At 70.2% G+C, this 13,797-nt stretch carries 10 protein-coding genes; 6 read left to right on the top strand and 4 right to left on the bottom strand.

The window, feature by feature from the left end; genetic code table 11:
- A partial coding sequence (locus tag DR046_RS20390) for an Hsp20/alpha crystallin family protein (protein WP_135227354.1) occupies positions 1-606 on the top strand: 606 nt, incomplete at its 5' end.
- 21 nt (positions 607-627) lie between these two features.
- Here DR046_RS20390 and DR046_RS20385 read toward each other — a convergent pair.
- A complete protein-coding gene (locus DR046_RS20385; protein WP_245191033.1) occupies positions 628-2,202 on the bottom strand; it encodes a bifunctional aminoglycoside phosphotransferase/ATP-binding protein in 1,575 nt (524 codons plus the stop codon).
- A gap of 272 nt (positions 2,203-2,474) precedes the next feature.
- Between DR046_RS20385 and DR046_RS20380 the strand changes: the two genes are divergently transcribed.
- The 5 genes from DR046_RS20380 (at position 2,475) to DR046_RS20360 (ending at position 10,658) form a co-directional block, all read left to right on the top strand.
- Positions 2,475-3,122: a BON domain-containing protein gene (locus DR046_RS20380; RefSeq protein WP_115384208.1), complete on the top strand. Its 648-nt coding sequence runs from the start codon at positions 2,475-2,477 to the stop codon at positions 3,120-3,122.
- A gap of 1,040 nt (positions 3,123-4,162) precedes the next feature.
- Entirely contained in the window at positions 4,163-6,046 is a 1,884-nt protein-coding gene (gene ftsH, locus DR046_RS20375; protein ID WP_245191032.1) for an ATP-dependent zinc metalloprotease FtsH, read from the top strand.
- The gene (locus tag DR046_RS20370; RefSeq protein WP_115384207.1) at positions 6,043-6,876 is read left to right on the top strand and encodes a universal stress protein; all 834 of its coding nucleotides are present in this window, start codon (positions 6,043-6,045) and stop codon (positions 6,874-6,876) included. Before ftsH ends, DR046_RS20370 begins: the two co-directional genes overlap by 4 nt.
- 24 nt (positions 6,877-6,900) lie before the next feature.
- Positions 6,901-8,721 (top strand): PHA/PHB synthase family protein, encoded by a 1,821-nt coding sequence (locus DR046_RS20365; protein ID WP_115384206.1) that lies wholly within the window; start codon positions 6,901-6,903, stop codon positions 8,719-8,721.
- Positions 8,718-10,658 (top strand): heavy metal translocating P-type ATPase, encoded by a 1,941-nt coding sequence (locus DR046_RS20360; RefSeq protein ID WP_115384205.1) that lies wholly within the window; start codon positions 8,718-8,720, stop codon positions 10,656-10,658. Before DR046_RS20365 ends, DR046_RS20360 begins: the two co-directional genes overlap by 4 nt.
- Positions 10,659-10,824: 166 nt before the next feature.
- Here the strand turns inward: DR046_RS20360 and DR046_RS20355 are convergent, their stop codons facing one another.
- From DR046_RS20355 to adhP, 3 genes are all read right to left on the bottom strand, one after another.
- Positions 10,825-11,658, bottom strand: coding sequence for a CPBP family intramembrane glutamic endopeptidase (locus DR046_RS20355; RefSeq protein ID WP_115384204.1), 834 nt, complete (start codon positions 11,656-11,658; stop codon positions 10,825-10,827).
- A gap of 368 nt (positions 11,659-12,026) precedes the next feature.
- Positions 12,027-12,647 (bottom strand): exopolysaccharide biosynthesis protein, encoded by a 621-nt coding sequence (locus DR046_RS20350; RefSeq protein ID WP_167767210.1) that lies wholly within the window; start codon positions 12,645-12,647, stop codon positions 12,027-12,029.
- On the bottom strand, positions 12,644-13,666 hold the full coding sequence (adhP, locus tag DR046_RS20345; protein WP_115384202.1) for an alcohol dehydrogenase AdhP: 1,023 nt from the start codon (positions 13,664-13,666) through the stop codon (positions 12,644-12,646). Before adhP ends, DR046_RS20350 begins: the two co-directional genes overlap by 4 nt.
- Between the last annotated feature and the right edge of the window lie 131 nt (positions 13,667-13,797).

Raw genomic sequence — 13,797 nt, 5'->3', positions numbered from 1 at the left:
GTCCATGGCGTGGTCTCCACGGCGGCGGCAACCGCCGTTCTGCGTTGGTTTCAAACCCGGAGACTACGCCAACCTCAAATCTCCACCACCTTCACGACAGCACCTCATCGGAGGCTGGCGCAACCGCCTGTTCCGCAGAACGACCTGATGGGTTCGCTTCGCCACGAGATGAACCGCCTGTTCGACAACTTCTCGCTGACGGCCGCGTCCCTTCCCTACCGTCGTCGCATGCCTCTGCTCGATCCGATGCGGGACTGGATCCCCGGCTACGCCGCAGTGCCACCGATGGATCTGGTGGAGGACGACGGCGGCTATCTCATGACCGTCGAACTGCCGGGTCTTTCCCGCGAAGACATCAAGCTGCGGGTGACCGAGGACATGATCTCGATCTCGGCCGAAATGTCCGAAAGCCACAAGTCCCAGAAGGGCGAACATCGCATCAGCGAACTGCGATACGGCACGCTCCAGCGCGCGCTCGCTCTGCCACCCGGGATAGACACCAACAAGATCGAGGCGACGTTCAAGAACGGCATGTTGCGCGTGACCCTGCCGAAGTCGGAGAAGGCAAGGAAGAACGAGCGCGCCATCGAGGTCAGGGCTTCTTGAACATCTGCCCAGCGGGCCGGTTCAGGGCCGGCCCGCTGCCAGGACGGCGCGCGCCGCTGCGAGGGTCTCGACCGGCGCACCACTTGCGTCGATCCGGGTCCAGTCCATCGGACCCAGGTCACAGGCGAGTTGCCGGCGCAGCACGGCGGCATCCGCGTCGGAGCTGTCGTTGCGCCGGGACCCGATACGCTCCAGAAGCAGGCTCTCGGGCGCGTTCAGCCAAAGGAATGCCGAGGGTACATCCAGTCTGACCGCCAGTTCGCGCACTGCGTGCCGCATCAGTGGATCAAGGAAGGTGCCGTCGAGAACGACGCCATGTCCCGCGCGAAGGATGGCTTCGGCACGCGCCAGCAGCCGGACGTAAACGCCTTGCCGGGCAGCCGGGGCATAGGCCGCCTGTTCGAGATGGCAGTTCGCAGGTTGCTCGAGACCGGCCTTTCGCTCGGCATCCGTCGAGAGATGCACCGCCCCCGGCGCCGCCCCCAGACCAGGTGCCAGATCCCGGGCGAGGACCGTCTTCCCCGATCCCGATAGTCCGCCCACGGCGATCAGCCGGGCGGGGTGCGGCGTCAGCACGGCCCTGGCTTGTGTCAGGTAGGCTTGTACTTCGACCGCCGATGCCCCCGCCCGCTTCCGCGCGACATCGGTCTGCAACAGCACCATCGCGCGGATTGCGGCGCGCACCGAAAGGAACAACGGCAGGACGGCAAGCCCCGCATCCTCGCTGCCGCGCGCCTCCAGAAGATATTGCGACAGGGTACGGGTCGCGACCGCATTCAGGCCACGGTGTTCAAGATCCATCAGAAGGAAGGCGAGATCGTAGAGCACATCGCAGGTGCCCAGCGTCTCGTCGAACTCCAGCGCGTCGAACGCCACGGGTTTCGCGTCGACAAGAACGATGTTGCGCAGGTGCAGATCCCCGTGTGTGCGCATTGTATGTCCGGACAGACCGCGTCGGGTCAGGCGCGCCGAAGCATCGGAGAAAACCTGTCGCGTGGCGCGGCGCCAATCGGCCAGTCCCTCGGTTCCCTCGGCGCCCTTGAACTCCGTGAACACCCGGTCCAACTCGTCCAGGATCGCGCTCATCAGCTCCGCGCCGTCTGTCAGGCGCTGCGGGCAGTTCGCGTGATAGTGCAGGACCATGCGGCCCAGAGCGTCCGCAAGGGGGCCGTCGAGCGCGCCACGTGCCGCGACGGCCTCGAGCTCGTTCTCGGCAGGGAAGCGATGCATGCGCAGCACCCAGTCGATGACGGGGCCGTCCCCCCCGATAAGCAGTCCGCCCGGCTTTCGGGTGACGGGCAGGACATCGCGATAGATCGACGGCGCCGAGGGCGCGTTCAACTCCAGTTCGCGGAGGAGCATGCGCCGCCGCAGGTCCGGGGTGCTCAGGTCCATGTAGTCGTAGCGGACTGCCCGTTTCAGTTTCAGCGCATCGCCTCCGCACAGGAAAACATAGGCGCCATGTGTCTCGATGCGCGTGACGGCGCCACCATCGGGAAACGCCGCGCCCGAGGCGAGGAATGCGAGGACGTCTTCCTGCATCAGCGGTTTCAGATGCGCCTCGGCAGCTGCCTCCGGCCCGTCACCCTTGTTCATCTCGCGCTTCCCGTTTCATCCTGTTGGGCCAGGATACCAACAGATCATCCGGCAACTCGTTGATCCCGGTCATCCGAACTCTATCCGTGCTTCGGTGCCGAAAATCTCGTTTGCTTGCCTACCGGGTCGGAAGGTCGCCTGGCGCATGTGCCGCTTCCGGCTTTTACGAACCATCCTCGGCAATGACCGTCGTCAATGTGTGCCACGACGGCAGGGCTAGGGTTCCACTGGACTGGCGGGAAGCGTCCCGTCGGCCGAACCGGAGAACCATGATGAACGACGCGAATATCAAGCAGGACGTCATGGACGCGCTCGATTTCGAGCCGTCGATTGACGCCAACGACATCGGTGTGGCCGTCGACAGGGGGATCGTGACCCTCAGCGGCCATGTTCCCACCTACTCGCAGCGCCTGACGGCGGAGCGCGTGGTCACGCGGATCAAGGGCGTTCGAGGGATCGCGCAGGAAATCGAGGTGCGACCGGTCGGATCGCATCAGACCGCCGACGACGAGATCGCGCGACGTGCGGCCGACCTGCTGACCTGGAACACTGCGGTTCCGAAAGACCGCGTCAAGGTCAAGGTAGCCAATGGCCATGTCACCCTGGTCGGCACCGTCGAGTGGAATTACCAGCGCAACGCCGCTCATTCCGTCGTCAGCGGCATGTCCGGGGTGAAGAGCGTGTCGAACGTCATCGATATCCGCCATCAGCCCACGCCCTCCGACATTCGCCAGCGCATCGAGAATGCGCTGAAGCGGGACGCGGAGCTGGATGCGGCCGCGATCCAGGTTAAGGTGTCCGACGGCATCGTGACGCTGGATGGCCGGATCGACAGCTGGGCGGACAGGCTGATCGCCGAGCGTGCGGCCTGGGCGGCGCCCGGCATCAAGAAGGTCAACGATCACCTGCACGTCGCGTGATACGCGCGGTTCCGACCTCCGACCGCAGGGGCGGGACCCGTCGCCGCACGAGTGCCGACGACCCAGGGCCATCGCTGCGACATGCCCGTTTGCAGCATGTCCCGGCCGGAGCCCCCGACGACGACGGCGCGGGCCCGAAAGGCCTCGCGACCGTCGTTCCGATAGGCTTCGCGAGAAGAACGCGCGGCGCGTCCATCCCGTGAGATCTGCCGGGGCACCGTGAAGGCGGGGTTCCTCGACCGCCGAGGCCGCCACCTCGGTGGCGCGCCCGGGTGAGCCCGAGGCCATGTCGTCGCGCTGGTCCAAGCGTCGGAATGTGCGGACGAGCGAGCGGGCTGGCATCTGCTTTCGGCGGGGCTGGATGCCCTACGGGATGCGCTGCCATCGGGCGGTGCGCTCAAGCTCGGGGCTGATCTGCCCCACCCGATGCGCTTCGCCCATTTCCGCGTCTCGGACCCTTCGCAGGCACCGGCTCGCACGCGCGGAAAGCGCCGGGGTCTGGATCGGGCCGCCTCGGCCCTCGGGGATGTGCCGTGCGAGGATCCGGAGAACGCGCTTTAACGGTCCTCGACCTTCTGCGCGCGCGGCTCCTGACGCGGGACCTCCATCGCCTCGCCGATACGATCCGCGACGACCCATGGCGCAAGGCATGGGGCACGATTGGCAGCCGAGTTCGGCGACGCGCGTGCTGGCCCTGGTCCGATCTGTCGGAGCCTCCGCCCGACGGAGCGGCGCCTTCCCGGACAGGGGGTGCTCATCGGTCGGCCGGCCGCCCAGGGCGAAGCGGTGGCCGGTTTGACGGCGATCAATGACGCCGTGCGGGCGGCATGATGGAATCGGGACCGGCCAACACGGCCCGATCGAGGGGGGACCTCCATGGATCCGACATCCGGACCCAGGCCCGGCAAGCCTGCGCCCGCGTCCGCAAGGCCCGGAACGCCGACGAAGGCTGGGAAATGATGACGCGGTCCACCGCGCAGCAATCGCAGCGGGACGGACCTGGCAGTGAGGATGCGCGCAACCCTCGGAAAGGGTCTCCGGTGCAGTCCCAGCATGGTCTCAACCTGGGATACGTGGCCTTCGGCCTTCTGGTGCTCCTCGCCGTCCAGATCTGGGTCGCCGCGAGCGGAGTCATCGTCGTCGACTATTCCCGGTTCCTGGGGCTGCTGGACGAGGGCGCGATCACCCGCGTGACGGTGACGGAGTCGCGGATCGAGGGCGACCTGGCGCATCCGATCGAGGGCAAGTCGCGTTTCGCGACCACCCGTGTCGAACCCGGCTTCGCGGCCGAACTCCTCTCCCACGATGTCGAGATCGCGGGGGCGTCGGAGTCGAACTGGCTGACCACCCTTCTGTCTTGGATCGCGCCGCTGGCCTTGCTTGTGCTGTTCTGGACCTTCGTGTTCCGGCGGTTCGCGGAGCGTCAGGGCATGGGCGGGCTGATCAACATCGGCCGATCCAGGGCCAAGGTCTGGGTCGAGCGCGACACAGGCGTGACCTTCGAGGATGTCGCCGGCATCGACGAGGCCAAGGCGGAGCTTCGGGAAGTCGTGTCCTTTCTCAAGGAGCGCGACCGGTTCTCGCGCCTCGGCGCGCGCGTGCCGCGCGGCATCCTGCTGGTCGGGCCGCCCGGCACCGGCAAGACGCTTCTGGCCCGGGCGATCGCCGGCGAGGCCGCCGTGCCGTTCTTCTCGATCTCCGGGTCGGAGTTCGTCGAGATGTTCGTCGGCGTCGGTGCCGCCCGCGTCCGCGACCTCTTCGAGCAGGCCCGCAAGGCAGCCCCCTGCATCATCTTCATCGACGAGTTCGACGCACTCGGGCGGGCGCGTGGCGCGATCCCGGGCTTCGGCGGCTCGGACGAGAAGGAGCAGACGCTGAACCAGCTCCTGGCCGAGCTCGACGGGTTCGATCCGACTGCCGGCATCGTCCTGCTGGCCGCAACGAACCGCCCCGAGATCCTGGATCCCGCGCTGACTCGGTCCGGGCGGTTCGACCGGCAGATCGTCGTGGACCGGCCCGAGCGCAAGGGGCGTCGCGACATTCTCGCGGTCCACGTCCGGAAGATCGTGACGGACCCGAGCCTCGACCTCGATGCCGTGGCCGCCCTGACGCCCGGCTTCACCGGGGCCGATCTCGCCAATCTCGTGAACGAGGCGGCCATCGTGGCCACGCGCCGCGGCGCCGATGCCGTGACGATGTCCGACATGACGGAGGCCGTCGAGCGCGTCGTAGCCGGGGCCGAGCGCCATTCCCGCCTGCTCGACCCGGCCGAGCGGCATCGCGTCGCCGTCCACGAGATCGGCCATGCGCTGGTCGCGGCGGCCCTGCCGGGCGCCGATCCGGTGCACAAGATCTCCATCATTCCCCGCGGCGTCGGCGCCCTCGGATACACCTTGCAGCGTCCGACCGAGGATCGCTTCCTGCTCACCAGGACCGAGCTGGAGGATCGGATGGCGGTCCTGCTCGCCGGACGGGCGGCCGAGGCGGTCGTCTTCGGCGAGGTCTCGACGGGCGCGGAGGACGACCTGGCCAAGGCGACCGACATCGCGCGGGCGATGGCCACGCGGTTCGGAATGGGGCGGACGATCGGACCGGTGGCGCTCGAGGAGCGACGGATGCGATGGCTGCCCTCGGAGGGCGGGACGGCGGGTCGCGATTTCTCGCAGGGCACAGCCCGCGAACTGGACATGGATGTGCGCGAGACGCTGGCCTGCGCGACCAGACGGGCGCAGTCCGTCCTCGAGGAACGGTCGGGCGATCTGCGCGACGGGGCCGATCTCCTTCTCAAGCGCGAGACGATCACACCCGAGGACTTCCCGCCGATCGCCCGCAGCCCCGGCCCCGGCAGGGCGAAGGGCTGCGATCCCCAGCCCGACAGCGGCCCGCCGATACGCACCCCTCAGACCATGGAGCTCGTCCCATGACCGCCAGGACCCTTGCCCTGATCGTGTTCGACTCGACCGAGGCCGCATGGCTTATCCCGATGGCGTCCTCCGTCGCCTTCAGCCTCGACGCCCATCTGACGGTGCTGCACCCGTTCAGGCCCATCGTGTTCGCAAGCGGATACATGGCGGAGCCCTCGTACTACGCCTCGATCAGGGCCTGGGAGGAGGAAGAGGCGGAGAAGATCCGGGAGCTGGTCCGGGAACAGACCCGCGCGAACGGCCTGCAATACGAGTATCGCCCGCAGAAGGACCTTTACGGCGCGGAGTCCTACCTGCTGTCGTCGGCGCGGGGTGCGGATCTGATCCTCCTCGGGTCGAACAGGGCGCCGGGGCGTTCGCCGGACGATCGCGGCCTGGCCGAGCGTCTGATCCGAGCGGCCGGACGTCCCGTCCTCGTGCTCGACGAGGCCTCGCGTCCGGCGCTGCCTGCGGAGCGGATCGTCATCGGCTGGAGCGACACGCGCGAGGCCACGCGCGCGGCCCATGATGCGCTGACCCTGGCCGCGCCCGGTGCCGCGATCGAGCTGGTAACGGTGCTCGCCCATGCCTACGAGGACAGACCCGGCCTCGACGCCCGGGAGGACCTCGCCGCGGCATTCGACCGCCTCGGGTTCCAGGTCACCGTGACCGACCGGAGCGGAGTGGCGGGGGACCGGGCGGCCGAACTTGTCCGCGCGGCCAGGGAAGGCGGCGCGGGCCTGCTCGCGACTGGGGCCTTCGGCCATTCCCGGCTCTACGATTTCGCCATCGGCGCCGTCACCCGCGACCTGCTGGAGACCGCGGAGATACCGTTGCTCGTCTCGCATTGATCCCAGGACCGAGGAGGCCGCCAGATGCCGAAGACGACCAGGAGGACCGCGCCCCGGCGGCCGGCCGACGAACCGCCTGCCGTGCTGCCGGTGCCTGTCGCGGCGCGCTCCGATCCCGAGGGACGACACGCTTCGGATCATCCCCACCGGAACCTCGATCGCGCGGCACGGGCTGTCCTGGCTCGCATGAATGGGGGCGTGGCGTCGCATTCCTTCATCGAGGCCTGGGCCGACTGGGCGCAGCACATGAGCGCTGCGCCGGGACGCCAACTCGAACTTGCGGAGAGAGCAAGCCGCAACGCCGCGCTGCTGATGAAACATTTCGCCGGACCGGGGACCGAGCCACCCTTCGCGCCCGAACCCTTCGATCGCCGCTTCCGGCATCCGGGCTGGCAGTCGGCGCCCTTCGCCGTCTGGCAGCAGGCCTTCCTCGCCTCCCAGGACTGGTGGGATGCGGCCACCGCGCATCTGCGCGGCCTGCGGCCCGAGGAGGCCGACCGGACCCGCTTCATGGCGCGGCAGGTGCTGGACGTGATGTCGCCCTCGAACTTTCCGGCCCTCAATCCCGAGATCATCGAGGCGACCCTCCGCTCCGGGGGCCGGAACCTTGTCGAGGGCGCCCGTCATGCCGGGCAGGACGCGATCAGGACCGTCACGAATAGCCGCGACGCCGCGCCCGAAGGCTACCGCGTCGGGGAGGACCTCGCCTGCACGCCGGGACAGGTGGTGTTCCGCAACGAGCTGTTCGAGCTCATCCAGTACGCGCCGCAGACGGAGACCGTGCGTCCCGAGCCGGTCCTGATCGTGCCGGCCTGGATCATGAAGTACTACGTGCTCGACCTCTCGCCGCGGAACTCGGTCATCCGGCACCTCGTGGCGCAGGGCTTCACCGTCTTCGCTATCTCCTGGTGCAATCCTGGCGCGGACCAGGCGGAGCTTTCGCTCGAGGACTACCGCAGGCGCGGCGTCATGGCGGCGCTCGACGCGGTGAACGCCATCGTGCCGGGGCCGAATGTCCACGCCGTGGGATATTGCCTCGGCGGCACGATGCTGGCCATCGCCGCAGCGACCATGGCCCGCGAGCGCGACGACCGCCTGGCCTCGATCACGTTGATGGCCGCGCAGGTGGATTTCGCCGAGGCCGGGGAGCTGCTGCTCTTCGTCGACGAGAGCCAGGTGGCCTGTCTCGAGGACATGATGTGGTATCAGGGCTATCTCGACCGGCCGCAGATGGCGCGCACCTTCTCCGCGATCCGGTCCGAGGATCTGATCTGGTCGCGGGCGGTCCGGCGCTACTGGCTCGGTCGCGACGACACGCCGACCGACATGGGGGTATGGCTGGCCGACACGACGCGGATGCCCGCCCGGATGCATTCCGAATACCTGCGCGGCCTCTTTCTCGAGAACCGCCTGACGGCGGGACGTTTCGCCGTCGAGGGCCGGGTGATCGCGCTGAAGGACATCTCGGCGCCGATGTTCGTCGTTGCCACCGAGACCGACCACATCGCGCCCTGGCGCTCGGTCTACAAGACGCGTCTGTTCACGGATTGCGATCTGACCTTCGTGCTCACGAGCGGTGGCCACAACAGCGGGATCGTGAACCCGCCCGGCACTCCGCGCAGCAGCTACCGCATCTTCCATCGCCCTGCCGGCGCCCTCTATGTCGGGCCGGACGACTGGCTTGCGGAGACGCCGGGAGCGGCCGGTTCCTGGTGGCCCGACTGGGTGGACTGGCTCGGGAAGAAGAGCGGCGGCGCTCTGCCCGCCCCGAAAAGGCTCGGCGCCCCGGAGCGGGGCCATCGCCCTCTCGTCGCGGCCCCCGGGACTTACGTCTTCCAGACATGAGCGGTGGTCTCGCAGCGGGGCCTCGACCTGCGGGCATCTGGCGTGCCGATCCCCTCGGCTTCGCACTCCTCGGCTTCGCGCTCTGCGCCCTCCTGACCGGGCTCGCCGTCTGGCTGGCCGACCGATCCGGCACGGCGCGCGCCATCTGGTTCGCCGGCGTGGTCCCGGTGCTCGCCGCGCTCGTGGTCGAGATCCTGAGGGGCATCCGCCGCGGCGAGACGGGCCTCGACATCGTGGCCGCGCTCTCCATGACGGCGGCGCTGGTCTTCGGCGAGACCCTCGCCGCGGCGGTCGTCGCGGTGATGTATTCGGGCGGCACCTTGCTCGAAAGCTTGGCCGAGGGCCGTGCCCGGCGCTCGATGCACGACCTTCTGTCCCGCGTACCCAGGACGGCCACCCGGCATCGGGACGGCGCACTGGAGGACGTGCCGCTCGACGCGATCGCGCCCGGCGACCGTCTCCTGATCCGGCAGGGCGACGTGGTGCCGGTGGACGGCACTTTGGCCTCCGATGCGGCCTTCGTCGATACCTCGGCGCTGACGGGCGAGTCGCTGCCCGTGCGGCTCTTGCGCGGGGCCGAGGCCTTCAGCGGCTCGACCAATGCGGGCGAGGCCTTCGGCCTGCTCGCGACGCATGAGGCGAAGGACAGCACCTATGCCGGGATCGTCCGTCTGGTCGAGGCGGCGCAGGCCTCCAAGGCGCCGATGTCGCGGCTGGCCGATCGCTGGTCGCTGGGCTTTCTTGCCGTCACGCTCGGCATCGCGGTGGTGGCCTGGTGGGTTTCGGGCGATCCGAGCCGGGCGGTCGCTGTGCTGGTCGTGGCCACGCCCTGTCCGCTGATCCTTGCGGTGCCGGTCGCGCTGGTCGCGGGCCTCTCGCGCGCGGCGCAGCTCGGCGTGCTGGTAAAGGGCGCGGGGCCGCTGGAGACGATGGCGCGCGTCCGCACGCTGATCCTGGACAAGACCGGCACGCTCACGGACGGCCGCCCTCGGATCGTGTCGATCGACAGCGCGGGCGGCCCGGCGAAGGACGAGATCCTGCGCCTCGCCGCGGCGCTCGACCAGGCGTCGACACACCCCGTGGCGCAGGCCGTCGTCGCCGCCGCGAAGGCACGGGGCCTGACGCTGCCCGTCCCGTCCGACGTCACGGAGTTTCCCGGCGAGGGCGTCGCGGGCCATGTCGACGGCCGCGAGGTCGTCGTCGGCGGGGGTGCCTTCGTCGCGTCCCGTGTCGGACGGCGGCCGGGCGATCCCTTGGCCGTCGCCGCCGGGTCGGTCCTCGTCGCCGTCGCCGTCGACGGTCATATGGCGGGGCACCTCGTCATGTCCGACCCGCTGCGCGAGGGTGCCGGTGCGATGCTGGACGGCCTGCGGCGCCAAGGGATCGCGCGCATCCTGCTTGCCACCGGCGACCGCGCGGACGTGGCCGCGCGGGTGACCGAGGGGCTCGGCCTCGACGGTTTGCGCGCAGACCTCACGCCGGACCGCAAGGTGGCACTCGTCCTCGCCGAGCGTGCGCACGGGCCGGTCATGATGGTGGGCGACGGGGTGAACGACGCGCCTGCGCTGGCCGCGGCCGACGTGGGCGTCGCGATGGGCGTGCGGGGCGCGGCCGCCTCGGCCGAGGCGGCGGACGTCGTGCTGCTGGTGGACCGCATCGACCGGCTCGCGACCGGGATCGAGATCGCGCGGGCCTCGCGCCGCATCGCCCTTGAAAGCGTCGTCGCCGGGATCGGCCTGTCGGTGCTCGGCATGATCGCGGCCGCCATGGGCTACCTCACGCCGGTCGAGGGCGCGCTCCTGCAGGAGGCGATCGACGTTGCCGTGATCCTGAACGCCCTGCGCGCACTCCGCATCGCGCCCCGCGACCCGGCTGCGGCGAAGCCGCGTTCCGTCCCACCCGGGCAGGCCGGCGTCGTGCAAGGGGTCACGCCCTGAGCGGCCACGCGCGGTCCGAAGGCCATGGGGTCCACCGCATCGGCCCGTCCAAAGCCGCGGCAGGCCGCCGCTCCAAGGGGCAGGGGTGGCACCCCCCCGGCGCGGAGATCCGCCGTCAGCGGGGGGCGCTGCCCACCTCACTGCCGACCTGTACGCTGCCACCGCATCACGGGCGGACCTCCCCGGGAACGACGTCGGTCACCGCGCCGCGGCGATCGAACATCGCGTCGCGGCGCAGCCAGACCACAACCGTGGCGACCCCGAAGAGGATCCATGTGTCCCAGGGCTGCGCATCGGGCCAGAACGGGTTGATGAGCTGCCAGTGGAACAGCACCGGCAGCAGCAGGCTGCCCCGCGCGTCGTTGAGGATCGGCGCGACCAGGATCGACAGCACCACGTTGCCGACGAAGAAGGGGACGAAGCTCCATTCGGCGAACACCATCCCGGCGAGATAGAAGGCGGGCAGGTGCCAGAGGCCCCAGGCTACGCCGATCAGCGCGCCCGCCCAGATCGGGGCCATGTGACGCTGCAGGATCGGCTGCGCGACCCCGCGCCAGCCCAGCTCCTCGACCGGGCCGAGGAACAGCATCATCGCCATGACCGCCAGCATCGGCCCCGCGCCCTCGGGCGGCAGGGGCGCGAGCGGCGGCCCTCCCTTGATCGCGGAGCCGGCCATGAAGACCAGGGGGAGCCCTGCGAGGATGAACAGCCACCAGCCCCAGGGCGCGCGCCAGATCAGCAACCGCGACAGGAAGCGACGCGCGCCCGCGGTCCCGGCATGGGCGAGGACGACGGCCAGTGCGGCGAGGCCGGGCGCCCAGGTGGCGAGGAAGAAGAGCGGATGGCTGCCGGAGATCTCTCCGAATGCGGCATTCATGAAGCCGGGCAGCAGGACATAGCCGCCGATCACGCTCCAGCTGATCGCGAAGGTGAGGGCGGCGAAGGCCACCAGGGCGCGGGACGGCACGCGCGGGGCGATCACGGCTTCGTCGACGGACATCCGAGGCTCCGGTCTGGAATGGCTTGCGGGGCCAGCCTAAGGCGCCGGAGGCGGCGCGCGTTGACCGGCGTCAATTGGCGGATGCGGCGCTCCACGGGGCGGGCCCCGGCCACTGTGCCCCCTTTGATCCTGTCCCGGCGGCCGACGTCGGACGTATCGCTGCACGGATGACGGCGCCCTGAAGGAGACCGGGCTGCCGGCCCAGGAGGAACGGGGCATGGATCTGTCCTCCTTCGCCGCACCCCATCGGGTGAGGGCCGCCTCCCCGCGCTCGTTCTCCCACGGTCACGCATCCTGCGCCGAGGCTCTGACGGCTCGGGCGCCGCCGGGCCCGTTCGGGCCAGCGACGGGGCGCGGGCCGCGGCGTGTCAGGACAGCAGACCGACCAGCGCGCGGAAGGCGAAGGCCAAGGCTGCGGCAATCCCGGCCGATGCGACGAATCCGGCGGCGACGAAGGCCCCGTCGCGCTGCACGAGGCCCCAGGCGATGAGCACCAGCGCCGCGGCAGGGGGCACGTTCATCAGCGGCACGGGCAGAAGCAGCAGGACGGACAGCGCGAGGCAGACGACCCCGGCGAGGCGCTCGCGTCGTGCGAGACGGGGCAGGCGCGGGCGGGTCCAGCGCTCCGCCCAGGCCAGCGGGCGGACCAGGGTGCGGGCCATCGCGGCGAGGACGCGACCGGGGACGGGCCATCGCAGCATGCGGGCGGGCAGGGCGGCGCGCTCCCCGTTGGCGGCCAGATGCGCCGAGATCAGCACCAGCGGAATGCCGAGCACCGCCGCCAGGCTGGGGACGGGCGCGGGGATCGCGTCCGGCAGGGCCAGCAGGAGGATCCCGGCCCCGTGCGCCCGGGTCCCGGCCATCGCCAGCACGTCGCCCAGGGCGACGGCCCGGCCGCTGCCGCCCAGGTCGCCCAACGTCTCGAGGAGCTCCGAGAACGGGCGCTCGGGCGGGGCGACCGGGGCGACCGGGGGCGCCGAGGCCCTCACATCCTCAGGACGACCCGGCCGTCGATGGTGCCCTGCCGCATGCGGTCGAACACGGAATTGACGTTCTCGAGCTCGTCCCACTGGAAGGTGGTCGCGATGGCGCCGTCGCCGGCGAATGCCAGGGCTTCGGCCAGGTCCAGCCGGGTGCCCACGATCGAGCCGCGGATCGTCAGCCGCTTCAGCACCGTCTCGAAGATCGGCAGCGGGAAGTCCCCGGGCGGCAGCCCGACCAGCGCCATGGTCCCATGCCGGCGCAGCATGGCCGTGGCCTGTGAGAAGGCGCGCGGCGACACGGCCGTCACCAGCGCCCCGTGCACCCCGCCGAGATGGCGCTGCACCTCCGTGCCCGGATCGACCTTTGCGGCGTTGACGGTCTCGTCGGCTCCGAGCTCCCGCGCGAGGCGCAGCTTGTCGTCGGCGACGTCGACGGCGACGACATGCATCCCCATGGCCTTGGCGTATTGTACCGCCATGTGGCCCAGCCCGCCGATGCCCGAGATGGCGACCCACTGGCCGGGCTTCACCTCCGTCTCCTTGAGGCCCTTGTAGACCGTCACCCCCGCGCAGAGCACCGGCGCGGCAGGTCCGAAGTCGAGCCCGTCGGGAAGCAGGCCGACATAGTCCGCGTCCGCCAGCACGTACTCGGCATAGCCCCCGTCCGTGCTGTAGCCGGTGTTCGTCTGGTCGGGGCAGAGCGTCTCCCATCCGCCGGTGCAGTGCTCGCAGCGCCCGCAGGCGGAGTGCAGCCAGGGCACGCCGATGCGGTCCCCCTCGCGCAGATGGGTCACGCCGGCGCCGAGCTCGGCCACCTCGCCCACGCCCTCGTGCCCGGGGATGAAGGGCGGCGACGGCTTCACGGGCCAGTCGCCCATGGCGGCGTGCAGGTCCGTGTGGCACACGCCCGAGGCGCGCACCCGCATCAGGATCTGGCCCCGCCCCGGCTCGGGCACGGGCACTTCGCGGATCTCAAGCGGGGCGCCCAGCTTGGTCACCACCGCCGCTTTCATCCTACGCGTCATCTCACGCTCCCCTGTTCTGCGCGACTGCGTATGCCCGGCGGGCCTGCGCCTCGCCGGCTCGGTCCGTCCGAATGTTGGCGGCAGGAGGGAGCACGGCCCCCATCCCCATCGCACTCCGGCTCATTCTGGCA

Origin of the sequence: Jannaschia formosa (assembly GCF_003340555.1) — a bacterium.
GTDB classification, from domain to species: Bacteria; Pseudomonadota; Alphaproteobacteria; order Rhodobacterales; family Rhodobacteraceae; genus Jannaschia; species Jannaschia formosa.
This window is presented reverse-complemented; position numbering and strand designations above follow the sequence as displayed.